This window comes from Roseibium sp., assembly GCF_965233565.1.
Taxonomy (GTDB): Bacteria; Pseudomonadota; Alphaproteobacteria; order Rhizobiales; family Stappiaceae; genus Roseibium.
Genome location: NZ_OZ247494.1, coordinates 761,290 through 783,971 on the forward strand (window position 1 = coordinate 761,290; position 22,682 = coordinate 783,971).

Annotated in this window: 21 protein-coding genes; 14 read left to right on the top strand and 7 right to left on the bottom strand. The window is 60.0% G+C overall.

The annotated features are described in order from the left end of the window. Positions 1-40: 40 nt before the first annotated feature. Positions 41-742, top strand: a complete 702-nt coding sequence (locus ACO6TG_RS03670; RefSeq protein WP_094074618.1) for a helix-turn-helix domain-containing protein — start codon at positions 41-43, stop codon at positions 740-742. A 97-nt stretch (positions 743-839) separates the two neighbouring features. Here the strand turns inward: ACO6TG_RS03670 and ACO6TG_RS03675 are convergent, their stop codons facing one another. Both ACO6TG_RS03675 and ACO6TG_RS03680 read right to left on the bottom strand, forming a co-directional pair. Beyond that, the gene (locus ACO6TG_RS03675; RefSeq protein ID WP_094071269.1) at positions 840-1,247 is read right to left on the bottom strand and encodes a DUF4332 domain-containing protein; all 408 of its coding nucleotides are present in this window, start codon (positions 1,245-1,247) and stop codon (positions 840-842) included. 45 nt (positions 1,248-1,292) lie between these two features. Then, positions 1,293-1,685, bottom strand: a complete 393-nt coding sequence (locus ACO6TG_RS03680; RefSeq protein WP_094071270.1) for a DUF2780 domain-containing protein — start codon at positions 1,683-1,685, stop codon at positions 1,293-1,295. Between the two features lie 232 nt (positions 1,686-1,917). On the opposite strand from ACO6TG_RS03680, the gene ACO6TG_RS03685 reads away from it, so the two are divergent. The 6 genes from ACO6TG_RS03685 to ACO6TG_RS03710 all read left to right on the top strand — a co-directional run bounded on the left by ACO6TG_RS03685 (position 1,918) and on the right by ACO6TG_RS03710 (position 9,369). Beyond that, positions 1,918-3,477, top strand: a complete 1,560-nt coding sequence (locus ACO6TG_RS03685) for a helicase HerA-like domain-containing protein (protein ID WP_422376915.1) — start codon at positions 1,918-1,920, stop codon at positions 3,475-3,477. 9 nt (positions 3,478-3,486) lie between these two features. Further along, positions 3,487-4,434 (top strand): cation transporter, encoded by a 948-nt coding sequence (locus tag ACO6TG_RS03690; protein WP_422376916.1) that lies wholly within the window; start codon positions 3,487-3,489, stop codon positions 4,432-4,434. 152 nt (positions 4,435-4,586) lie between these two features. Beyond that, positions 4,587-6,455 (top strand): mechanosensitive ion channel domain-containing protein, encoded by a 1,869-nt coding sequence (locus ACO6TG_RS03695; RefSeq protein WP_422376917.1) that lies wholly within the window; start codon positions 4,587-4,589, stop codon positions 6,453-6,455. Positions 6,456-6,600: 145 nt separating this feature from the next. Continuing rightward, positions 6,601-7,989, top strand: a complete 1,389-nt coding sequence (locus tag ACO6TG_RS03700) for a dipeptidase (RefSeq protein ID WP_422376918.1) — start codon at positions 6,601-6,603, stop codon at positions 7,987-7,989. Positions 7,990-8,045: 56 nt separating this feature from the next. Further along, positions 8,046-8,627, top strand: coding sequence for a TIGR00730 family Rossman fold protein (locus ACO6TG_RS03705; protein WP_422376919.1), 582 nt, complete (start codon positions 8,046-8,048; stop codon positions 8,625-8,627). Positions 8,628-8,778: 151 nt separating this feature from the next. Then, a complete protein-coding gene (locus ACO6TG_RS03710) occupies positions 8,779-9,369 on the top strand; it encodes a DUF1131 family protein (protein ID WP_422376920.1) in 591 nt (196 codons plus the stop codon). A gap of 513 nt (positions 9,370-9,882) precedes the next feature. Here ACO6TG_RS03710 and ACO6TG_RS03715 read toward each other — a convergent pair. Continuing rightward, positions 9,883-10,920, bottom strand: a complete 1,038-nt coding sequence (locus ACO6TG_RS03715; RefSeq protein WP_422376921.1) for a phytanoyl-CoA dioxygenase family protein — start codon at positions 10,918-10,920, stop codon at positions 9,883-9,885. Between the two features lie 188 nt (positions 10,921-11,108). Here ACO6TG_RS03715 and meaB point away from each other — a divergent pair, with 188 nt between their 5' ends. Together meaB and ACO6TG_RS03725 are read left to right on the top strand one after the other, a co-directional pair. Next, positions 11,109-12,107 (top strand): methylmalonyl Co-A mutase-associated GTPase MeaB, encoded by a 999-nt coding sequence (gene meaB, locus ACO6TG_RS03720; RefSeq protein ID WP_422376922.1) that lies wholly within the window; start codon positions 11,109-11,111, stop codon positions 12,105-12,107. After that, on the top strand, positions 12,104-12,715 hold the full coding sequence (locus ACO6TG_RS03725; RefSeq protein WP_422376923.1) for a peptidase C15: 612 nt from the start codon (positions 12,104-12,106) through the stop codon (positions 12,713-12,715). The genes meaB and ACO6TG_RS03725 overlap by 4 nt, the downstream gene beginning before the upstream one ends. A gap of 132 nt (positions 12,716-12,847) precedes the next feature. On the opposite strand, the gene ACO6TG_RS03730 is transcribed toward ACO6TG_RS03725, so the two are convergent. Beyond that, entirely contained in the window at positions 12,848-13,423 is a 576-nt protein-coding gene (locus tag ACO6TG_RS03730) for a TetR/AcrR family transcriptional regulator (protein ID WP_422376924.1), read from the bottom strand. 206 nt (positions 13,424-13,629) lie between these two features. On the opposite strand from ACO6TG_RS03730, the gene ACO6TG_RS03735 reads away from it, so the two are divergent. From ACO6TG_RS03735 to ACO6TG_RS03745, 3 genes are all read left to right on the top strand, one after another. Beyond that, the gene (locus ACO6TG_RS03735) at positions 13,630-14,103 is read left to right on the top strand and encodes a YHS domain-containing (seleno)protein (RefSeq protein WP_422376925.1); all 474 of its coding nucleotides are present in this window, start codon (positions 13,630-13,632) and stop codon (positions 14,101-14,103) included. Between the two features lie 157 nt (positions 14,104-14,260). Continuing rightward, positions 14,261-15,631: a TIGR03808 family TAT-translocated repetitive protein gene (locus tag ACO6TG_RS03740; RefSeq protein WP_422376926.1), complete on the top strand. Its 1,371-nt coding sequence runs from the start codon at positions 14,261-14,263 to the stop codon at positions 15,629-15,631. Positions 15,632-15,752: 121 nt separating this feature from the next. Then, positions 15,753-16,964, top strand: coding sequence for a hypothetical protein (locus ACO6TG_RS03745; RefSeq protein ID WP_422376927.1), 1,212 nt, complete (start codon positions 15,753-15,755; stop codon positions 16,962-16,964). Between the two features lie 55 nt (positions 16,965-17,019). Here the strand turns inward: ACO6TG_RS03745 and ACO6TG_RS03750 are convergent, their stop codons facing one another. Then, complete coding sequence (locus tag ACO6TG_RS03750; protein WP_422376928.1) at positions 17,020-17,820, bottom strand: dimethylarginine dimethylaminohydrolase family protein; 801 nt, start codon at positions 17,818-17,820, stop codon at positions 17,020-17,022. Positions 17,821-17,832: 12 nt separating this feature from the next. Between ACO6TG_RS03750 and ACO6TG_RS03755 the strand changes: the two genes are divergently transcribed. Beyond that, on the top strand, positions 17,833-18,282 hold the full coding sequence (locus ACO6TG_RS03755; protein WP_422376929.1) for a GNAT family N-acetyltransferase: 450 nt from the start codon (positions 17,833-17,835) through the stop codon (positions 18,280-18,282). Positions 18,283-18,441: 159 nt separating this feature from the next. Here ACO6TG_RS03755 and ACO6TG_RS03760 read toward each other — a convergent pair whose 3' ends face one another. After that, complete coding sequence (locus ACO6TG_RS03760; protein ID WP_422376930.1) at positions 18,442-19,470, bottom strand: asparaginase; 1,029 nt, start codon at positions 19,468-19,470, stop codon at positions 18,442-18,444. Between the two features lie 37 nt (positions 19,471-19,507). Beyond that, entirely contained in the window at positions 19,508-20,686 is a 1,179-nt protein-coding gene (locus tag ACO6TG_RS03765) for an aminotransferase (protein WP_422376931.1), read from the bottom strand. Between the two features lie 134 nt (positions 20,687-20,820). Between ACO6TG_RS03765 and ACO6TG_RS03770 the strand changes: the two genes are divergently transcribed. Next, complete coding sequence (locus ACO6TG_RS03770) at positions 20,821-22,644, top strand: hypothetical protein (RefSeq protein WP_422376932.1); 1,824 nt, start codon at positions 20,821-20,823, stop codon at positions 22,642-22,644. Positions 22,645-22,682: the final 38 nt, after the last annotated feature.

The window sequence follows — 22,682 nt, forward strand, 5'->3', positions numbered from 1 at the left end:
CGCAAAAAAGCGGCGCCTCAAGCCGCAAAGGATGTGCACAATGCTTGATCAAACGGAATTGAAGAGCAAACTGAGAGCCATCTCAGAAGCAAATGCCGCCCATCATGTTCTCGATATCTTGGAATCCAATCTCCGCCGCATGGGGGCGACGCATATCCTCATAACCGGCCTGCCGATGCCGAACCGTCCGATTGACAATCTCGTTCAGCGGTTCCGCTGGCCGGATCAGCGCAACGACGGCATCGAGAGCACGTCCCTGTCCGCAAATGACAGCGCGCTCATGCTGGGCCTCGGCTCCAACAGGGCCAGGGTCTGGACCATCACTGCAGGCGACATGGAACACTCCGATCTTCTCGCGTCCGCCGGCGAGGGCAGCCAGATCGTCGTGGTTCCGGTGACGGAACTCTACCCCTTCCAGGCCTTTGTGTTTGCAAGCGGACCGTCGCTTCAGGTCAACAAGTATGACCTCTCCAATCTGGAAGTCCTGTCGGCTGCCGCCTTCTCGCGCCTGCGGGAACTCGGCGTCATTTCCGGCCAGCGTCCGGGCGCCCTGTCGACCCGCGAACGCAGGGTTCTGGAACTGACGGCTTATGGCAAGACGGCCGGAGAAATCGCCGATGTGCTCGACATTTCGCAGCGGACTGTCCACGCACATTTGCAAAATGCCAGTGTTAAACTGAACGCTTCAAACAAGACGCACACCGTGGTTGAAGCACTTCGCTACGGACAGATCAGCGTCTAACACTGGCCAAAGCAAGGCTGATCCAATTTCAGGGGCTAATAAAAGGCGCGCTTGCAGGCGCGCCTTTTCTTGTTTTCAGTGATCTGATGAACTGACCTTAATAGGTCATCATCGGAGCAAGTTCCTTGGCCTGGTCAACCCACTTGGTGACCTGGCTCTCGCTCGGCACCTGGCGAACAAGTTTCTTGTCCTCGTTCACCTCGGCCATCTTCGCCGCCAGGTTGGCCGCATTGCGGTGTTTGAGTTCTTTCACGGTATCGACGCCCGCAGCCTCCAGAAGCTCGGAATATTCCTCACCGACACCACTGATGCGCATCAGGTCGGCCATGTTGGCCCATTTCAGGATCCGCTTGCCATCGATTCCCGTTTCGTCTTCCAGCGCCTTGCGTCCTTTCGGGTCTTTCGCCCGTTCCAGATACGCTTCGGTGGTCTTGATGCCGATTTCGCCCAGCTTGGCCGCATAGGTCGGGCCGATGCCCTCGATTTCGTCGATGGAATAAGACATCCGCACAGAACTCCCTCAATCACCGGCAGCCGAACCCTGGGGCAATCAGACGATTTGGCTCAACCCCGGAATTTGTGAAACCACTTCATTCACAACGTCATCCCCTGCTTTTTCCTTAGCATAGGAAATGAGTTCCTTGGCAACACTTTGCACACCGCTCATGTCCAGACCGATGCCATTGAGTTCGGTAAGTGCGGCCATGGCGCCCATCTGGCCACCCATCATGCTGCCGAGCCCACCCAGGAGGCCACCGCCGCCGCCGGCTTCTTCGCGTGCTGCCACCAGCTCCTGGGCACCGGGCAAAGCGTCGAAAATCAGCTGCATCTTGTCTTCCGGACCTTCCTTGTTGAGGAAACCTAGAATAATGCCGATCGCGCTCTTTGCCGTGTCTGCGTCAATGCCGGCTGCCGCCATCATCCGGTTGATGAGCTCTTCCATGGAAATCTCCTGCCTAATCCCTGTACGCCCGTCTCCCCGGCGCTTCTTTGCTTTCTATACAGGTGCCGAACGGCATCCGTCGATGATCATTTCAGGCAGTGCACCGCAATGCCGCAGCTTCCCGTGCGTCCAGGGTTTCACGCGGTTGTCGCAGGAGCCGGTTAACTGAGCGGTTCTCTCAGCAGGCGAAACATTCTAGGCTGCCGCAAGGTGGACGGATTCGGGGGAACACGTGACGGCGACAGACAGTATCTTCATCGGTGCCAGCACCAGGGACGAAACCCTTGCCCTCAAGCTTGCCAACCGGCACGGGCTGATCGCCGGTGCAACGGGAACAGGCAAGACAGTGTCTCTCCAGATCCTCGCGGAAGGGTTTTCAAAGGCCGGGGTGCCGGTCTTCTGCGCCGATATCAAGGGCGACCTGTCTGGGCTCGCTGCTGAGGGGGTGTCCAAGGACTTCCTGGAAAAACGCGCCAAGGATGTCGGCATCAGCAAGTCCTATTCCTACGAGGCTGTCCCGGCGGTTTTCTGGGATCTGCTAGGCGAACAGGGGCATCCGATCCGAACCACCGTCTCGGAAATCGGCCCCCTGTTGCTCGCCCGGTTGCTGGAACTCAACGACACCCAGGAAGGTGTTCTGAATGTCCTGTTCGAGCTGGCCGACGATGAAGGCCTGCTGCTGCTCGACCTGAAGGACCTCAGAGCCATGCTGGCCCATGTCGCAGAACGTGCTTCCGAGCTTTCCACGATTTACGGCAACGTGTCCAAGTCCTCCATCGGTGCCATCCAGCGGCGTCTTCTGGTTCTGGAACGTCAGGGAGCGGAGGCCTTCTTCGGCGAGCCGGCACTCGACATCCGGGACTTCATCCGGACCGCTCCCGACGGGCGCGGCGTTGTCAACATCCTGGCTGCAGACAAACTGATGTCCGCCCCGCGGCTTTACGGAGTGTTTCTGCTCTGGCTGCTGTCGGAGCTGTTCGAAGAGCTCCCGGAAGTCGGCGACCCGGAAAAGCCGCGACTGGTGTTTTTCTTCGATGAAGCGCACCTGCTGTTCTCCGATGCGCCCAAGGCGCTGATCGAAAAGGTCGAGCAGGTGGTTCGGCTGATCCGCTCCAAGGGCGTCGGCGTCTATTTCGTTACCCAGAACCCGCTCGATGTGCCGGAAACCGTGCTCGCCCAGCTCGGCAACCGGATCCAGCACGCGCTCAGGGCATTTACCCCGCGCGACCAGAAGGCAGTCCGCGCCGCTGCAGAGACCTTCCGGCCCAATCCGGATCTCGATACAGAGCGTGTCATTACCGAGCTTGGCGTCGGTGAGGCACTGGTCTCGACACTAGAGGGAAAGGGCATTCCTTCCATTGTCCAGCGCACGCTGATCCGTCCCCCCTGTTCTCGCCTAGGCCCTGTGACCCAGGCTGAGCGGCGCACCCTGATCCAGTCGAGCCCGGTCTTCGGTCTTTACGACCGGCCCAAGGACCGCATTTCGGCCTATGAAGTGCTTCAGCAACGCGCCGAGGAAGCCCAGCGGCAGGAACAGAAACGACAGGACAAGGAAGACCGGCACGCCAGGAAACACGGCGAACCGCGCCGGTCCCGCTCCGGCTTCCAGTTGCCTGACTTTGGCCGCGACGACCGCCCGCGACGGGAAAGCCGAAAGCGGCGCAGCAACCGGCGCAGCCAACGCGACACCGTTCTGGAGGCCGGTCTGAAGTCGGCTGCGCGCAGCCTCGGCAATTCGCTCGGCCGCGCCCTTGTCCGAGGCCTGCTCGGCTCCCTGAAGCGGGGCAACTGAGCAACCATCATGAGCGACAGCGCGGCACAGCACCGGGATGTGGAGCGCAAGGCACTCGCCCTCGGCAAATGGGCCAATCTATTCATGGCCTTTGCCGGTATCGCGACGGCCTGGGCGTCGCGGTCCGACGCCATGCTCGTGGACGGGCTCTATTCCGCGGTCAATTTCGTGTCGGCCATTGCGGCAGCCCGGATCGGAGCCCGTGTCGGCCTGCCCCCGACCCGCAAACGCCCATGGGGCCATGATTTCGACGAGGTGCTCTATGTCACCTTCCGCAGTCTGATCCTGATCGGTGTTCTGGTCTTTGCAGCGGTTGTTTCCGGCAGCAAGATCTGGACCTTCTTTTCCGGCGGCAGCGTGCCAGAGCTGATCTTCGGTCCGATCGCCATTTATGCAGTGGTCATCGTGCTGATTTGCCTGGGACTGGCATTCAATTTTCACAGGGCCTACCGCAAGACCGGCAAACGCAGCGCCATTTTGAAGACCGAAGCCCGCGCCGCGCTCATCGACGGTGCGCTCAGTCTCGGCTCCGGAGCAGCCCTTCTGTCCCTGCCCTTCCTGAAAGGTACGGTTCTCGCCCCCTATGTGCCGATCGGCGACGCCGTGATCGTGTTGATCCTGATCCTGGCGATCATCTGGCAGCCGCTTTCCTCCTTCCGGACAACACTCGCCGATCTCGCCGGCGTCAGCGCGCCGAGTGGTACCCATGCAAAAGTCGCCCGGGCCGCTAGAGCTCTTGCCCGGGAGAAACAGTTCCGGTTTCACCGGGCCGCCGTCCTGCAGGCCGGACGCATGCACTGGGTTGTTGTCTATCTGGACCCCGAACGCCCGATCGAGGCGCGTGCCGTCGACGACTTCCGGGACATGCTGGCAGCCCGGCTGGAGGATACGGTTGGCCCGGTGCGCGTGGAAATTGTCATAACAGCCAGCGACGGACTCAGCCCCTCCAGCGGCTAGTCCTGCGCACGCGCCGCTCTTGCTTAAGTAACAGGATAGTTACCCAACAGCGCTAAACCTGCGGCAGGATCAACCACAGGTGGCACGAAATGCAAATTCAGGATAGTTGGAGAAGCTGTTCGGGAAGCTTCAAACGCCGGAAATCTGGGCTCTTGCCAAAAGCGACACTTCTCATTTGCGGCCTTGTCCTGTTTCTGGTTTTTGCCAGTCAGCAGACCGTGTCCTTTGCCCAGGAAACGGCAGAATCGGGTTTGGAGGAAGGTCCTGGCGCACTCGATCCAAATCGGGTTGATCGGGCACGCGCCTATCTTCGAGACAATCCGATATCACCACCTGACACGACAAGCCCTCGGGCGACCCTGGAAAGCTTCGTCTACATCATGAATGAAGTGAACGCCTTGTGGCTGGCCGTTCGACAATCCTACGACGACAGCAACCGATTGTTCCTGACTGCCGAGGAGCGCGAAAAACTTGTCCTGGTCAAAGCCTTGTTGGAAAAGGCAGCGCAGACTTTTGACCTCAGTGACATCCCTGTCACCTCACGCGAGAACGCCAGCATCGAAATCGCGTTGCAGCTTCAGGAGATCCTCGACAGAATCCCGACTCCCGTCTTTTCGGACATTCCAGGGTCGCCTGCAGGCGGTTTCCTGAGCACCGGTGGCGCTTCGGGACTTCCCGGGCATTGGACAGTACCGGGCACGAGCATTCGCATCTTTCGGCAGGACACGGGAGAGGCGCGCGGACACTATTTGTTTTCGAAGGAATCGGTTGCCCGCATTCCCGATGACTATGCTGTTGTGCGGGTGCTGCCGCTCAGGGCCGACCGGGGAGAAGACCTGTTTGAGTATTACATCTATACGCCGGGCAACCTGATCGCACCGCAATGGTATGACGTGATCGAGGCCGGCCCGTCCTGGCTCCACAATCACCTCTCCGACCAGGCCTACTGGCAATGGCTGGCCCTGATCTTTCTGATTGCAAGTTACGTGCTCCTGTTGGGCGCCTATGTGCGCTGGCGCAGGTGGCGCGCTGTTTCCGTCAACGAAGTCAGACGGATCTTCATGGCTCTGCTCGCGCCTGTGATCGTCATTTTGGCGGCCAACCTGTTCCGTTACCTTTGCGAAGACCAGATCAACATCACCGGCACGCCGCTCGTTGCAATCGGCACGACCACAACGGCCATCGTCTGGTCGGCGACCGCCTGGCTTGTGTATCAGACATTGCAGTTTTTCTATGTCTGGCTTGCGAACTCGGCCGGATCTGCACAACAGGGCCTTGACGCCAGCTTGCTGCGCACGGGGTTCCGGGTCTTTTCATTGGCGATCGCCCTGATCGTGCTCGGCTATGGTGCCACACGTATCGGCATTCCGATTTATGGCGTCATCGCCGGCCTCGGTGTTGGAGGCCTTGCCATAGCGCTTGCGGCGCAGCCGACCATCGAGAACCTTATTGGTGGTGTCATCCTTTACGCGGACCGCATGGTTCGCGTCGGGGAATTCTGCCAGTTTGACGATCTTGCCGGCACGGTTGAATCCATCGGCATCCGCTCGACACGCATTCGCGCGCTCGACCGGACGCTGATCACGGTGGCCAACGCGGATCTCGCCAAGCGCAAGATCATCAATTACAGCCAACGTGACCAGTTTCACTTCCGGCACCGGTTCGGGCTGCGCTATGAGACTGGCCCGGAGGAGCTGAAACACATTCTGTCTGCGCTGCGCGACTATCTGACAAAGCATGACAAGGTGCTCTCCGAGACCATGCGTGTGCGCATGATCGGCTACGATGACTACGCCGTGACGGTCGAGGCCTATGCCTACGTGCTCGCCCCCTCCTACGCGGATTTTCTCGGCATTCAGGAAGACATGCTGTTCGACATGCGTGCCCTGATCGAGACCAACGGTTCCGAATTCGCGTTTCCGTCGACAACCGTCTATCTCTCCCGAGACAAGGCGCCTTCCGAGATGGACGACCTTGAGGCAACCGCAGTCTCAGGAGATGAAGACACTCGGGCGGCCTGACACAAGGGCCTATAGACGCAACGGTATATCGGCAGCGTGCGAATATCCATTTGCGCTGCCCGCTGCGTTGTGGCCTGTTAGGGCCTTCTCAAGGGCCTGAGTCTTCGGGCCCGATCCATTCAGTTCCAATTTTTGAGGATCCGTCATGAGTTCCATCGACAAGGTCCTGGCACGCATCGATGCCAATCTCGACCAGAGCCTTGAGCGTCTGTTTGACCTTCTCAAGATCAAAAGCATTTCCACCGATCCCGAATTCAAGGCCCCCTGCCGCGAAGCCGCCGAATGGCTCGCGAAGGAGCTGACCGACATCGGTATCGAGGCGTCCGTGCGCGACACCGCCGGTCATCCGATGGTCGTGGGACACCGCAAGTCCGGCAAACCCGGCCCGCACGTGCTCTTCTATGGCCATTATGACGTTCAGCCGGTGGACCCGCTCGAGCTCTGGAACCGCGATCCCTTCGACCCGGTCATCGAAACGCGGGAAGACGGCAGCAAGATCATCGTTGCGCGCGGATCGTCCGACGACAAGGGCCAGCTGATGACGTTTGTCGAGGCCGCCCGGGCCTTTATCGAAGAGACCGGCGACCTGCCGGTCGATGTTTCGATCCTGTTCGAGGGCGAAGAGGAAAGCGGCTCACCATCGCTGCATCCGTTCCTGGAAGCCAACAAGGACGAACTTTCCTGTGACCTCGCCATGGTCTGCGACACCGGCATGTGGGATGCCAAAACCCCGGCCATCTCGGTGATGTTGCGCGGCATGGTCGGCGACGAGATCATCGTCAAGGCCGCCAGCCGGGACCTGCATTCGGGCATGTATGGCGGGTCGGCCCAGAACCCGAACCACATCGTCGCCAACATCATTGCAGGCCTGCACGACGAAAACGGCAAGATCACCCTGCCCGGCTTCTATGATGGTGTCATTGAGATGCCGGACGACGTGAAGGCGATGTGGGACACGCTGGGTTTCTCTGTCGAGGAATTCCTTGGCGATGTCGGCCTGAAATATCCGCGCGGTGAAAATGACCGCACGCCCCTGGAGCATATCTGGACCCGGCCGACCGTCGAAGTGAACGGCATGTGGGGCGGCTATCAGGGAGCCGGTTCCAAGACCGTGATCCCCGCGGAAGCCCATGCCAAATTCACCTTCCGCCTTGTCGGTGACCAGGATCCGGACAAGATCCAGGAAGCCTTCCGCGCCTATGTGCGCTCCAAGATCCCGGCCGATTGCAGCGTGGAGTTCATCGCCAAGGAAGGCAGCCCCGCCCTGCGGCTCGATTTTGCAATGCCAGTCCTGGAAAAAGGCAAGAAGGCGCTTCAGGACGAATGGGAAACCGATGCGGCCCTGATCGGCATGGGCGGTTCCATTCCGATTGTCGGCGACTTCAAGCGCATGCTGGGCATGGATTCGTTGCTGATCGGCTTTGGACTGGAAGACGACCAGATCCATTCGCCGAATGAGAAATACAACCTGACCAGCTTCCACAAGGGCATTCGCTCCTGGGCGCGGGTCCTGAAGGAACTGGCCGAGGACTGATCGTCAGACGGCGCGCGGGTCTGCCGCGCGCCCGGCTCGTTCGACGGAGATCACACATGAAAACCATTTGCGTCTTTTGCGGCTCGAGCTACGGCACACGCGACAACTATGCCGAGGCAGCACGCACCACCGGACGGGCCATTGCCGAAAACGGTTATGCGCTGGTCTATGGCGGCGCCAGGGTCGGCCTGATGGGAACGGTCGCGGACGCAGCGCTGGAAGCCGGGGGCAAGGTCATCGGCGTCCTGCCGCGCGCGCTTCAGGAGAAGGAAATCGGTCACGAGGGACTGACCGAACTTCACCTTGTCGGGTCCATGCACGAACGCAAGGCGATGATGGCCGACCTGTCCGATGCCTTCATTGCCCTGCCCGGCGGCGTCGGCACGCTGGAAGAGATTTTCGAGGTCTGGACCTGGGGCCAGCTTGGCTACCACCAGAAACCCTGCGGGTTTCTCAATATCGACGGCTACTACGATCACCTGATCCGGTTTCTCGATCACCAGACCGAAGAGGGTTTCACCAAGAAGGTGATGCGCGACATGGCCCAGATTGCGGACACCCCGGAAGGCATGCTCGACCTGTTCAATGCCTATGAGCCGCCATCTGCGCCCAAATGGATCAAGCGCGACGAAACCTGAGCATTCTCCGGCCAACCCCCGAAAGCCCCTACGGCACCTGTCAGGAACTTTCCACAGGGGTCTAAAGTCGCCTTTGCAAACAGGGCGTTACTTGGTAAATCCCTCGAGGCTCGCTGAAAGCGAAGCAACGTCCACATGTCCGAGTATCGTTATGCGTCTGAGTGCCCTTGGTATTGCGTCTGTTCTTGCCGTCACGGCTGCGGCCTGTACACCGACCGGAGAACTCGACGGCGCGTCCAGCCGTCTGGTGCGCACCTCGAACGAAACGCTGGTCCAGATTACTGAGGATCGGATCGGTGGCATCAACAGCGAAACGACTTACGGCCAGAAAGCGATCGAGGCTGCCCTGCCCGGCTTCACCACCGAGGGCATCCAGACCGCCGTTGAAAACAACACCGAATGGGCGCTGGCCGCGTTCAACAGCGACGGCTTCCAGGTGCTCCAGGTGTTCAAGGGCCAGAATGGCAAGGTTCGCACCGTTCATGGTGTGACCCACCATTTGCAAGGTCCCAACGGCGAACGCATCGGCATGACCTTCTCGGAAATCGGAACATCACGCGCCGATTGCCGAGTGGGCAAGAATCTCTGGCGCGGCATGGCGATCTGCCAGTCGACCGGCCACCCGAATGTCGAGCTGGTCTACGCCATTCCGGGCTACCAGGGCCCGTTCGACCGCCTGCCGGCTGAAAACGATCTGTTTGACGCCGAACTGCAGCGCATTCTATGGACGCCGAAAAGCTGAACAGGCTTGAATTTCGATAGTCAGTTGACTGGCTACAGAACCTGCCAACCCAGTTCTTATTTTGCAGCATACCGGAAGTATGACCAGAGTAGCATAAACAAGATAGCGATCAGGATGACTGCCAGGTTGATCGCTCGACCTAGCCAACCCGAATAGCGGTCGAAGAACAAACTCCAAAAGAAATCGATTACAAGCCCGACAATGCTGTTGCTGCTGATGGTTTTGAACAGATCGAGATGGGTCAACGCGAAGGCCCTTCAAAAACTTCATGCCTAGTGGAGATGGTGGTTCTGAAAACCTGCCGCAACCATGCGCATGCTGTGGGATTTGTTCTATTCAATGACGCGCAACACAATAGACCTCATCCTGAGGAGGGCCGTCAGGTCCGTCTCGAAGGATAAGCAGCTTGTTCAGGAATGTGTATCTGACCCTTCGAGACGCGCGCAGGGCGCGCTCCTCAGGATGAGGCCGAAGTGCCTGACTGGTGCCTGAAAACGCCGTAACCAGACCGCTTCAAACATGCGCCTTTGAGCGCACCTTCACGTCCCCAACCGGCCGCCAGACGTTGCGCTTTTTCAGTGTTTTTTCAGCGGCATCGGCGAGATCCATAAGCACTGGCATGCCCCGGTCTTTCAAGAAAGGCAGGGACTTGAAATCACCGCCGGTCCAGGGAAGGAACGGGTTGCGGCGCATGTGCCAGTGGATCTCCGAACGCATGGTCGGTTTGTCGGAGGGCGTGCGGCCGTGAAACGCGAACGTATCGGCCACCACAAGGGTGTTTTCCGGCACCGCCATCTTGACCGGCTGAGGCAGGCCAAGAGCGGCCAGCTCGTCTGTGCGAATGCGGAATGAACCGCTGGCATGGTGCGAGCGCGGATCCCTGGCGGCTGTCAGCGAACACTCGTATTCCCATTCGAGCCGCTCCCTGGTGAGCTTGTGCGAGCCCGGAACAAAAAAGAAAGGTCCCTCGTCCTCGGCCACATCCTGCAGGAACAGCCAGGCCTTTGAGGTGGCGTGGAACGTATCCGCATGCGCGTCGGACTGCGGATCCTTCTTTTTCACCTTTTGCGGTTCGACCAGGACGGTCTGGAGGAAGTTGAGCGGCTGACCGCCTTGCGACGCCGCGTAACGAAGCATGTTGATCGCGCGTGGATCACGCACGGCCTGCGCAATTGCCGGGTTCTTGCCAAGCACCTTGGGCGGCAAAAGGGTCATGCGTGTCACCGCCTGCCCCTGACGCATTTCCCTGGTCGGAAATGTCTGATTGAACACCTCTTCCTTCAGCTGGGCAAACACCTCGTCGGCCAGGAAATTCCTGACCAGGAAATAGCCGTTCTCGTCGAAAAACGCGCGCTGTTCCGGATCCAGCAGGCGGGCGAGCCGGGCGCGCCGGGAAGCCGCCAGACTGGCAGCGAGAGCGACGCGTTTTTTATGCAGCCCCCAGCTGTTGAGCTTTTCGCTACCCAAAAGCGGGTTCTTGCGCGTCGACTTGTCGGTTCCGGCAAGACCCAGAACCCAGAACGGGGCTTTCAGATAAGACAGGGGTGTCATGCTGCACCAAGGTGGAAACGTTTCTTTTCAATCGGGCGTATCTAACACGGATTTGGCCCGTAACATCAATCCTTGAGCATGGCCTTGAGCTTGGCATAGGTCAAAAAGTCCGGGACTGTTGCCTTGCCGTCCGCCTTCTCCCTTTAGGGACCGTGACCTTTGCCGCGACCTGCGGTAAAGCCATTGAAATGACCGCCAGACCAAACGCACTTGACCCAGCCCGCCTTGCCGAGGACCTGCGCAACGGAAAACGCGCAGCGCTTGCGCGCGCGATCACGCTCGTGGAATCAAAAAAGACCGAGCACCGCCAGATTGCTCAACGGTTGCTTCAGGATCTGCTGCCGTTGACCGGAAAAGCGCTGCGTGTCGGTATCACCGGCGTTCCTGGCGTGGGCAAGTCGACGACGATCGATACGCTCGGCTCCAACCTGACGGCTGCCGGACACAAGGTCGCCGTGCTCGCGGTTGACCCCTCCTCCACACGCACCGGCGGCTCCATCCTTGGCGACAAGACCCGCATGGCACGCCTGGCGGTCGACAGGGATGCATTCATCCGCCCCTCTCCGTCAGCCGGAACCCTTGGTGGTGTCGCCGCCAAGACACGGGAGACCATGCTGCTCTGCGAAGCGGCGGGTTTTGATGTGATCCTCGTGGAAACCGTGGGTATTGGTCAGTCCGAGACAACCGTTGCCGACATGGTCGATTTCTTCCTGGTGCTGATGTTGCCCGGAGCCGGCGACGAGTTGCAGGGCATCAAGAAGGGCGTTCTGGAAATCGCCGACATGATTGCCGTCAACAAGGCTGATGGCGACGGCGCCACGCGTGCACGCTCGGCAGCCTCGGATTATCGGGCTGCGCTGCATATTCTGGCGCCCAAATCCCCCAATTGGACGCCGCCCGTCATCACGGTCTCCGGGCTTGCCAATGAAGGTCTTGACCAGCTCTGGCAGCAGATCGGTATTTACCGCGAACGCATGGAAGCAAGCGGCGAATGGGCAGACAAGCGCAGCCGGCAACAGGTCGCCTGGATGTGGGATATGCTGCAGCAGCGCATGATGGAAGCCCTGAGAACCAACAAGCGCACCAGCCAGCGCTTGACCACGCTGGAAGCAGAGGTGCGCGGCGGTACAACAGCTGTTTCCCTGGCCGTTGACGAACTGGCAGATCTGATGGGACTGAATGAATGACTGAAGCTGATCGCAAGACAATTCTGGTCACCGGCTTTTCGCCCTTTCCGGGAGCCCCAGTCAATCCAACGCAACAGCTGATGCAGTCCCTGCCTGACCGGTTGGCCGCGCCGCCGCCAGGCATTCGTTTCTCGTTTCATGTCCTGCCGACCACCTGGACCGGACGGCAGGACGTGACGGATAAGCTGCGCCAGGACATCAAGCCGGTCGCGATTGTCCATTTCGGTGTCGACGGCACCCGTCCCGAAATCAATATCGAGACCCGTGCGGTGAACAAGACCGACCAGGTGCGTCCGGATGCAGCTGGAAAGCTGCCGGACGAACCGGAGCTGGCTGCTGGAGCCGAACAGGCTCGTGCCTCGACCCTGCCTGCAGAACCGCTTCGCGCTGCAGCCTGTCTGGCAGACGCCCCCGCTGTGTTGTCGGACGATGCGGGCACCTATCTGTGCAATGCCACGCTCTGGGATTCCATCGGCTCCGGCATTCCGAGCATTTTCGTGCATGTGCCCAAGCTGCCGGACGGTCCGGATGATCAACGACCCGAGTTTTCCAAGGTGGAAAATGCCGCGGTGCTCATCCTGGAGGAAGTGGCCAGACAGATGGTGTGAGATGCATTTGTCCTGCGTCTTCCAACGGGCTTCCGGGCAAGTGCGCAATCTTCGAAGTGGCGCTTTCGCGTTTCCTCAAGATGTGCTGCCGTCAGTCCCTCCTGCCTTGCCCATGCACGTTGTTTTACTCCCTCAATCGGGCTTCAGCAGCCGCTCTACCTGACCGATGCAGTCAGCTGCCATGTCTGACGACAGACCGGCACGCCCGAGAACCCGCAGACCGAAATAGGCCGACAGAATGCCTCTGGCGGTCCGTTGAGCCGTTTTGGTGTCCCAGCCGTCATCCAGAAGCGCGCGTTGAAAGGCCCCTTCCAGCCGGCGCGTCATGGCCTGTAACCTGGCCTCGGCTTCGCCGCCCCCGGCCTTGTCGATCATGGCGTTGCACAGGAAACAGCCAAGCCGGTCGCCGTCGCGCTGGACCGCCTCGGAAATCCGGCCGAACAGGCCCAGAATACGGTCACAGCCGGTGCCTTGGCTGACGTCCGTCAAAAAAGCAACCGTACCGCTGACAACCTGGTCATTGTAGCGGTCCAGGGCCGCCAGATAGATAGACTGCTTGTCCTGGAAAGCCTTGTAGAACGAGCCCTTTGTGATCTCCATCGCCGACAGAAGCTCCGCCAGCGACGCTTCTTCGTAGCCGACATCCCAGAAGAGGGCCATTGCCCGATCCATGGCGATCTCAGGATCGAACTCACGCGGTCTGGCCATGTTTCTCCATCCTTGGCTGTATCACGATCTCTTCACCGACATCTCACGCGCTTGTGTTTTGTACCAAACGGTTCCTAACTCTATGTCTAACGCACCGGCTGAAACGCGGCTCTGCACCCAATTAGGAACCAAATGGTACCGAAAAAAGGCAAGCAGCACAATCCGCAAACGGCCGGCCAGCTTCAACCCCTCGGGAGTGTCTAGAAATGATTGCCAATCTGATCCGCGGCTCCGTTGCCGCCTTCGTAATTGTTACCGGCCTTGTCTCCAGCGCATTTGGCGCCGGCTTCGACGTCAATGCAACGGTGACCGGTCTGGCCCTGCGCGGTGTCGACCCGGTTTCCTATTTCACCAACGGCGCACCGCAGGATGGTGACTTTGCCATCACCGCCGTCCACAATGGTGCCACCTATCGTTTCGTTTCGGAAGAAAACCGCGATCTCTTCAAGGAAAATCCGGACCAGTACCTGCCGCAATATGGTGGCTTCTGCGCCTTCGGAACGGCCATGGGCGTCAAGGTTGATGGTGACCCGGACCTCTGGAAGATCGTCGACGGCAAGCTCTACCTGAACCTGTCTGCAAGCATTCAGGAACGCTGGAACGGCGACATCCCTGGCTTCATCGACGCCGCTGACGGCAAGTGGGGCGACCTGAAGGACGCCGACCCGGCTGAACTCTGATCCCCTGTGGCCCCATACGACCGAAAAGCCGGCCGGGTTCTTCCCGGCCGGTTTTCTTTTGAAATGATGCCGCCAGTCGGCACGAGACTTGCGATTTCCGGACCAGACACCGAACCGCATCCCGAACCGGGACGCAAATTGAGTAAATGGCTGGCCGATGACCCGTTTCGTACCGAATCTGAACCGCCGCGCGTTTCTTGCCGGGACAGCACTGTGCCTTTCCGGGACAGTTGCCCATGCCCAGATGAAGGTCGCCGATCTGCGCGGCTCGATCGATTCGGAAGATCTCGGCCTGCTCCCGAATGCGGCCAACGACCAGACCGCTCAATTCCAGAATGCCGTCAACCGGGCCGTGGAGCGCGGCCGCGCGCTGTTTCTGCCGGCCGGAACCTACCCGGTTGCCAACCTGCGGCTGCCGTCAGGTACCTTGATCGTCGGCGTTCCGGGCCGAACCCGTCTCGTCTATCAAGGTGGTGGTGGCCAACTCATCCGTGCCGAAGGCGTTTCCAACATCGGCCTGACCGGCATTACCTTTGACGGCGCCAATCGCTCGATCGGTGACTTCACTGAAGGCCTGCTGCATTTTATTGGCTGCCGCAACGTGACACTCGACAATTGCGAGATCACGGGATCGACGAAGATGGGCCTCCTGATGGACCGCTGCTCCGGACGTGTCGAGAACTGCCGAATTTCGGGCGCTGCCGAGGCCGGTCTGCGCTCGAACGAGGCGACCGGGCTCGCGATTATCGGCAACACGGTGACCGATTGCGCCAATGGCGGCATCTGGGTGCATCGCTGGCGTGAAGGCGAAGACGGCACCATTGTCTCCGGCAACCGCGTCGAACGCATCGGCGCCCGCTATGGCGGCACCGGCCAGTTCGGCAATGGCATCAATGTCTTCCGCGCCCATGGCGTGATGGTCTCCAACAATCGCGTCGCAGATTGCGCCTTTTCCGCGATCCGGTCCAATGCCGGCTCCAACGTCCAGATAATCGGCAATTCATGCCTGCGCTCTGGCGAGACTGCCATCTATTCCGAATTCGGCTTCCAGGGCGCAGTCATTGCCAATAACATTGTCGACGGCGGCACGATCGGCATTTCGATTGCCAATTTCATGGACGGCGGCCGCATGGCCGTTTGTTCCGGCAATCTCATTCGCAACATCAAGAAAGACGGCCCCTACCCGCCCGAAGTGGCCGGTTTCGGCATCGGCATAGCGGTGGAAGCCGACACGACCCTGACAGGCAATGTGGTTGAAGGTGCACCCAAATTCGGACTGATGCTCGGCTGGGGCCCCTATATGCGCAACGTCGCCGCTTCGCAGAATGTCATTCGCGACTGCGGCACCGGCATTGCGGTAACAGTTGTCGACGGGGCCGGCGCGGCGGTGATTACGGGGAACATCGTTCAGGGCTCGAAGTCGGGTGCCATCAACGGCTACCGATGGCTGGAAAAAGCCACCGGGGAGCTCAACAATGCCTCAGAATTTGCCAACCTGACCATCCATGGCAACCAGATCGCAGCCTGAATCGCAGAAGCGGCGACGTAAATCATAGGATGCAGGGCAGAATTTCACCACCCTCTTTTAGAGTGCATTAGGACTTTCACATCACCATTGGTTGCATTTCTTGATTGACAGGGGGCATCCAATGGCCGACGTACTGACTGCAGACGTAACCGTATCCGTCTCGAGTGAGACGGAGTTAAATGCCGCAATTGCGAAAGTGAACGCCGGAGAGACGAACACAATCGACATTGTGGCGTCCTTCTCGCTGAGCGCGGACACAACGGCTTTCCAAAAAGACGCAACCGTTACAAGTTCGACGGACAGCGAAATCCAGGATGGCGGCTTTGCGGTCCTGACGGTCGAACAGGGTGCCGCCGTCACCTATGGTGTCCGGGCCAGCGGCACCGGCAGAAGCATCATCAACGGCAACGGCAGCAACTCCAGGCTCAAAGGCGTCACCGGTGGTGCCCTGCCAAACCTGACCGTCGGCAACGATGCCGGGTTCGAGATCCCCGCCGGTGAACGGTTCACCATCGACGGCAACCTGACTCTGGGCGTATATGGCGGGCTTATCCTGGGCGGGATCCTGTTCAACAGGCTTCCTGTTGTGACGGCGCAATCCATCATCACCGTCAAGGGAACGCCGGAAGGCCAGTCCGGGCGAAGCTGCCTGGACGAGGACCTGAAACTCGCACAACCCGCCATGGGTCCGCTGACCCTGGAGGACGAGTCGTTCCTGAAAATCGACCCGGGTGTCTTCTTCATTGTGGGCCGAACCGCAATCGACAAGATCTGCCAGGTCTCCTCCGATGGCACCGCCTGCCTGTGGAGCAAGGACACGATCGAGGTGGTTGGAAACAACTTTCAGGATCCGGGCAGCATTCAGGGGACGAATGTCCACAAGATCGAGTTGAAAGACGGCGGCCAGTTCTGCGGTGTCGTCAGCGACAGCCACCCGCACGGGGTCTTCAACGGCAACAGCGCCCACACCATCATCAACACCAGCGGTGATTTTCAGATGGGGGCGACCGGCACCTGTTCGGTCAGGAATTACCAGCAGTCCGGCGGCAACCTGAAATTCCAGATCGACAATTTCAAGGGTCTCAATGCACACCTCACCCTGACCGACACCGTTGACGTGTCCGGCGGCACGCTCGAGATCAATGCAGGAATTTATTTTGTCCCGGTTGGAACCAAGTCCACGGTATCGACATTGATCACCGCCCCCGGTTCGTCGGCAGGGCTGCAGAGCCTCGCACAGCGGGCCAGGTTCAATGCCTTTCCGGACGGTATCACGCCATCCGTCCGGATCAGCGGAGATGCACTCGAACTTGTTCTGACCGTGTCATCGTAACAGGCTTTTCAGAAACAGTTCCCGTCCGGATGCGCGTTATCCGGTCGGGAACCTCCTAGGTCAGGGCAAACCGCAAGGACAGGCAGGACAATCCACCATCGACCTTGCGGGCTTCATGGGTCGGCAGAACGACCGTCCTGAAGCCGGCCGCCTCGATGGCAGCGAGCGTCCTGGGATAACCTTCCGGTACCAGCACCACATCATTCACCCGAATGACATTCGCCGCGTAGTCTTCGCCTTCCGGCACCACGACGGTCTTGCGTGGGCCAAAGAAACCGCTGTCGGCCATCACCTTTGTGGCCAGGATCACATCATCGCCAAGCGTCGAACACGCGGTCTTGAAATGCAGAACGCCTTCGGGTGTCTCGCAGACTTCGGCGTTGTAACCCCAGTCTCCCAGCACCTTGGCAAAGGCTTCTGCCCCGTCGCGATCGGTGCGCGCCGACAGGCCGATCAGGATGACATCGTCCAGCATCAGCACATCGCCGCCATCGACATGGCCGGCCCCGGGCAGTTCGACGACCTTGCCGAAACGATTGTCGAGTGCGGCGCGGATTTCCTTGCCTTCCCCTTCCCGACTCGCTGTACCCGGCCTGAGCTGAATGGCGCCTTCGGGCAGGCAGAATGCCGGATCCTCGACGAAACAGCTGTCTGGAAACGACTCCAGCGCCGGAAGAACGTCAACGGTCAGCCCTGCCTCTTGCAGCGCCGACACATAGAGCCCATGTTCCTGCCGGAATTTTTCACCACTCGGATCTCCGGCATCCACCGCCCGGATGCCATTGGCAACACTGTCGGCTGGCGTGCGGGTGATTGCGTGGGTGAAACGGAAAGACAGACCGGGACGATGCGCCATGAGAGAGCTCCAATGACAAAGACAAGCGCCCACCCAGCCATTCGAATGGCAAAAATGCAAGACGCGGAAGCCTTGAAAACCTGTATCGACCGTGCCTATCAACCGGTAAAATCGGCGTTGCCCGACCTCCCCGACGTCTCTGCGGGCGTTGCGGAAGACATTGAGGCGCACAACGTCTTTGTGGCTGAACTCGAAGGCCGGATTGCCGGTTGTGCAATCTTAAGTCTGACCGATGCCACCGCACATTTGATGAACATCGCCGTCGACCCGGCCGCCAAGGGCAAGGGTCTCGGCCGTTTGCTGATGGAGCATGTCGAAGAATTCGCCCGCGCCGGTGGTGCGCAGGAAATCCATCTGGCCACGCATGTCGCCATGCCCGGCAACGTCGCGCTTTACAGCCACCTCGGCTGGAGCGAAACTTCAAGAAAAGGCAACAAGGTTCTGATGAAGAAAACTTTTTGACTGAATAAGATCACCACATAAATGTCCTCATCCTGAGGAGGCCCGCCAGATCCGTCTCGAAGCATAGGTTGCTCATTGGATTGAAGCTGACGATGCTTCGAAACGCCGCTACCGCGGCGCCTCAGGAAGAGGCGTTGGGTGAAGCCTCTCAGTTGAGCCCTACGGCAGTTCCGCCTTCAAGGCTGCCAGAAAATCCTGCCGCGGCTTGATGTGGCCGGACTGAATGCCGCGCCGGTTCAAAACCGGAGGGTTGACCAATCCGTCCAGCAACGCGGCTTCCTCGTCGTTCAGGTCGAGCATGGCTTCAAGAACTGTTGCCATCATCACCTCGGCCGCACGCGTTGCGCCATCATCGCATTTCAAAGCGATACCGAGACCGAGTTCGGGAACAGCGCCACAGAAAACACCTTCTGCCCCGGTTTTCACGAAGACGCGACCGCGAAAGGTCTCCATCACCCTGGTGCAGAACCGGTCGGCGCCGGCGACCATATAGGGTTCGTTGATACAGGCATCATAGATCCGTTGCGCAGCATCGGCGCGCAATGGTTCGAGCCCCTCACCGGAGCCAAACGCCGCAAACGCGCGGGCAAAGCTCTGCATCGGCGATGCATAGGTCGGTATGGAGCAGCCATCGACACCACAGACATCTTCAGACAGCTTGTCGCCCGTCATCTGCTCGATGGCCAGTTTCACCTCTCGTTGAACCGGGTGACCCGGCTCCACATACCCCTTGGTGTCAACACCCATCACCCTGGCAAGCCCCAGAAAGCCCGCATGTTTGCCGGAACAATTGTTGTGCAAGCCACAGGGTGTCTCATCGTCCAGGATCAGGCGGGCGGCATCTTCCATGCGTTTCGGCCATTGCGGACCGCATTCCAGATCGTCCTCGGTCAGGCCGGCTTTCATCAGCATCACCCGCGCCGAATTGGCATGGATCTCTTCACCGTTATGAGAGGCGCAGGCCAAAGACAATTCGGCGTCTGTCAAATCGAGCGCATCGGCCGCACCCGACTCCACCAGTGGCAGGGCCTGAAGGGCCTTGATCGCGGAGCGCGGAAAAACGCGGGCCTCCACGTTGCCAATCCCGAAAACAAGTTTCCCCTGCGTGTCGACAACGGCGACGCTGCCCCGGTGAAGACTTTCGGTGAGGTTGCCTCTCGTGACATCGACCAGGGCGGGATTGTCCATGTAATTTCTCATTTCAGACGACTTGCATGGTGACAGGCTAGGCGGATTCGGCGCGTTCGGCAGTCAAAAATGCCGACAGGCGCGCCAGGGCTTCGTCAATGACCTCTTCTCTCTTGCAGAAGCAGAAGCGGATAAAGCCCGTCGGCGCGTCTGAGCCATAGAAAGCCGAAACGGGAACGGCAGCAACGCCCGCATCGCGCACCAGCGTCTCGCAGGCCTCCACATCCGTTGCGCCAAGCCCCAGCCCCCCTATGCCGCAGGTCAGGAAATAGGTCGCCGCGCAGGGCAGAACCGAAAAGCCGAGCGCGGTCAGGCCAGCTGCCATGCGGTCCCGCTTGGCCGTCAGGTCGCCGGCAAGACCGGTGAAATAGCTGTCGTCCTTGGCAAGCCCATAGGCCACCGCCTTCTGCAGGTTGGGCGGTGTGGTGAAGGTGACCCACTGGTGCGCCTTGGCGATCGGGTCCATCAGCGCCGCAGGACCGGTCACATAACCGACCTTCCAGCCGGTCAGCGAAAAGGTCTTGCCCGCGGAGCCGATCCGCACGGTACGCCCGCGCATGTCGTCAAAGCCCATGAGCGGCAGGTGCCGGGCACCATCGAACACCAGATGTTCATAGACCTCATCGCAGATGGCATAGGCGTCGCGTTCGACACACAGGTCGGCAATCAGCTGCAACTCGCTTTCGGTAAACACTTTGGCCGTCGGGTTCATCGGGTTGTTGATGAGAATGGCCTTGGTCTTTTCTGAAAATGCCTGCCTGAGCGCCTCCCTGTCGAGATCCCAGGTGGGTGGCGTCACGCGCACACGGACGGGAACGCCGCCAGCCTGCTTCACCAGCGGCAGATAACAGTCATACAGCGGCTCGATCAGGACAACCTCGTCGCCGGGAGACACCAGCGCGAACAGGCAGTCGGCCAGTGCTTCGGTTGCACCGGAGGTGACCATGACTTCAGAGCCCGGATCAACATCCAGACCATAAAAACGCTTGTTGGCATCGGCGACGGCCTGTCGCAACGCGGGCAGGCCGAGCATGGGTGGATACTGGTTCGGACCGGCGATCAACGCCTCCGCGGCAACAGTGCGGATGTCTTCCGGGCCATCCACATCCGGAAAGCCCTGACCGAGATTGACGGCCTCGTGCGCCATGGCCAGACGGGACATGGTTTCAAACACGGTCGTGTCGATGCCGGTAAAGACCGGATTGGTCGGTTTCATGTTTCCTCCCGGGCCTGTTTTTGCAGGTTCTAATCCTCCACCAATGGTCCGTCGAGCGAATTCCGCGCTCCCCATGATCAAAAACCCGGAAATTCCGGGCACGGGATTTGACTCCGCCCGCTCCCGGCGATCTGATGAAACCTAGGTCTGAAGCCATGCGGGAGGGCGCTGCAATGCTCGGTGTGATCGTTGGAATTGTCGCAATCGTTCTGGGTGCAGCCATTATATTGCGCAAGACAGCTGCTCCCTCCGGCGGGCATAGGCTTCTGCGTGTCTTCGCCAGCCGGTTCATGGGCATCGCCCTGGTCCTGGTCGGCGCATTCATGCTGCTGTCGACCTCCTTCATCTTTGTCGACGCCAATGGTGTCGGTCATCTGAAACGCATCTATGCCTTCAAGGAACTTCCCGAGGGCCGCATCATCGCCCTCGACGGCGAAAAGGGCCCGCAGGCGCAGATCCTCGGACCGGGCTTCCATTTCATTCCGCTGGTGCGCGTTCTCTATGACTTCGAGGAATGGGAAGTCGTTACCATTCCGGAGGGCTACTATGGCCAGCTGACCGCACTGGACGGCGCGGCGATGCCATCCGGCATGTTCATGGCACCGGCCATACCGGACGAAAGTGTCGGAGACATGCTGAAGGCCGACAGTTTCCTGACCAAAGGCGGACTGCGCGGCCCCCAGGAAACCGTCCTCAAACCCGGACAGTATCGCCTCAACCGCTATCTGTTTGATGTGCGTCTCGACGAAAACACCGACGCAACCATCATTCCGGCCGGCCATGTCGGTGTCGTGAAATCCAATGTCAGCCAGCCGGGCATCAACTGTGTCGAAGAGGAGGTCTCCGCTTCGGCGGTGTCCCGCGAGGCTCTGACGGTGCCCCTCGTGCCTCGCGGTTGCGTCGGCATCTGGAAGGAGCCCCTGTTTCCGGGCGCCTACTATCTCAACAGACAGGCCTATGAAGTCACCCTCGTCGACACGCGCGTCCAGACCTGGGAATACAAGGGCGGCTACACCAAGCGCATCATCGATCTCTCCGTCGACCAGCAGGGCAACATCCAGCAGAACGAACGCGCGGAACAGGAACAGATCCCCGGTGACGCCGCCGACCGCGCGGTCTTCGTCAAGGTCGAGGGCTGGGACATCCCCCTGGAATTGCGCGCCCTGGTGCAGGTTGATCCTGACAACGCCCCGGTCGTGGTCGGCTCTGTCGGCGGTCTCGATGAAATCGAGAACCGCATTCTGACCCCTGCAATCCGTTCCATCGTGCGCAATGTCGCCGGCGCCTCGATCCGGGTTCCGGACAAGAATCCGGACGGCACGGTGAAACAGCCGCCAAGCTTCACGGTGCGCCCGACACGGGTGCTCGATCTCATCGAAAACCGGGATGCGCTCGAACAGACCATCGAGCAGCAGATCAAGGTGGAGGGCAACAAGGCTGGAGTCGATATTCGCGAAATCCGACTGGGAGAACCTGCCATCCCGCCCGAACTTCTGGTCTCGCGCCTGCGCGTTCAGCTCGCCGATCAGCTGTCGACCGCCTATGAGCGGGAAACAGACGCACAGCAAAAACGCATTGAAACCGAGCAGGCCAGGTCGACGGCGGACGAGCAGCCACGGCTCGTGGAAGCCCAGATCGCCGTGCAGGTGGCCAATCAGCGCGAGCAGGAACGTGCCGCGCTCGGCCGTGCGGAACGCCAGTATCTGGAAGAACTTGCCCGCGGTCAGCGCGCCCAGGTCGATGTTCTCGGTCAGGACCGTGTGGCTCTGCTGCAAGCGCTTGAAAAACTGCTGACCTCACTGGAGCGCAAACCGGAACTGGTCGGGCTGGTCGGCAAGCTCGTGCCCAACACCGTTGTCGGCGGTGACAGCGGGTTTGCCGGCGCTGCGGCGCTGTTGGGCGCCAGTCTTGGCCAGTCACAGCAGCCTGCAGCTCCGCGCACCCCGGCCGGGCAATAGGCGGTCTATTATCGTCGGGACGGGACCTCTCCCTCCCG

Excerpts from the sequence above, each read along its gene's own strand:
- ACO6TG_RS03670 (WP_094074618.1), top strand. The coding sequence starts at position 41 with ATGCTTGATCAAACGGAATTGAAGAGCAAACTGAGAGCCATCTCAGAA.
- ACO6TG_RS03675 (WP_094071269.1), bottom strand. The coding sequence starts at position 1,247 with ATGTCTTATTCCATCGACGAAATCGAGGGCATCGGCCCGACCTATGCG.
- ACO6TG_RS03680 (WP_094071270.1), bottom strand. The coding sequence starts at position 1,685 with ATGGAAGAGCTCATCAACCGGATGATGGCGGCAGCCGGCATTGACGCA.
- ACO6TG_RS03690 (WP_422376916.1), top strand. The coding sequence starts at position 3,487 with ATGAGCGACAGCGCGGCACAGCACCGGGATGTGGAGCGCAAGGCACTC.
- ACO6TG_RS03700 (WP_422376918.1), top strand. The coding sequence starts at position 6,601 with ATGAGTTCCATCGACAAGGTCCTGGCACGCATCGATGCCAATCTCGAC.
- ACO6TG_RS03705 (WP_422376919.1), top strand. The coding sequence starts at position 8,046 with ATGAAAACCATTTGCGTCTTTTGCGGCTCGAGCTACGGCACACGCGAC.
- ACO6TG_RS03710 (WP_422376920.1), top strand. The coding sequence starts at position 8,779 with ATGCGTCTGAGTGCCCTTGGTATTGCGTCTGTTCTTGCCGTCACGGCT.
- ACO6TG_RS03715 (WP_422376921.1), bottom strand. The coding sequence starts at position 10,920 with ATGACACCCCTGTCTTATCTGAAAGCCCCGTTCTGGGTTCTGGGTCTT.
- meaB (WP_422376922.1), top strand. The coding sequence starts at position 11,109 with ATGACCGCCAGACCAAACGCACTTGACCCAGCCCGCCTTGCCGAGGAC.
- ACO6TG_RS03725 (WP_422376923.1), top strand. The coding sequence starts at position 12,104 with ATGACTGAAGCTGATCGCAAGACAATTCTGGTCACCGGCTTTTCGCCC.
- ACO6TG_RS03730 (WP_422376924.1), bottom strand. The coding sequence starts at position 13,423 with ATGGCCAGACCGCGTGAGTTCGATCCTGAGATCGCCATGGATCGGGCA.
- ACO6TG_RS03735 (WP_422376925.1), top strand. The coding sequence starts at position 13,630 with ATGATTGCCAATCTGATCCGCGGCTCCGTTGCCGCCTTCGTAATTGTT.
- ACO6TG_RS03740 (WP_422376926.1), top strand. The coding sequence starts at position 14,261 with ATGACCCGTTTCGTACCGAATCTGAACCGCCGCGCGTTTCTTGCCGGG.
- ACO6TG_RS03745 (WP_422376927.1), top strand. The coding sequence starts at position 15,753 with ATGGCCGACGTACTGACTGCAGACGTAACCGTATCCGTCTCGAGTGAG.
- ACO6TG_RS03750 (WP_422376928.1), bottom strand. The coding sequence starts at position 17,820 with ATGGCGCATCGTCCCGGTCTGTCTTTCCGTTTCACCCACGCAATCACC.
- ACO6TG_RS03755 (WP_422376929.1), top strand. The coding sequence starts at position 17,833 with ATGACAAAGACAAGCGCCCACCCAGCCATTCGAATGGCAAAAATGCAA.
- ACO6TG_RS03760 (WP_422376930.1), bottom strand. The coding sequence starts at position 19,470 with ATGGACAATCCCGCCCTGGTCGATGTCACGAGAGGCAACCTCACCGAA.
- ACO6TG_RS03765 (WP_422376931.1), bottom strand. The coding sequence starts at position 20,686 with ATGAAACCGACCAATCCGGTCTTTACCGGCATCGACACGACCGTGTTT.
- ACO6TG_RS03770 (WP_422376932.1), top strand. The coding sequence starts at position 20,821 with ATGAAACCTAGGTCTGAAGCCATGCGGGAGGGCGCTGCAATGCTCGGT.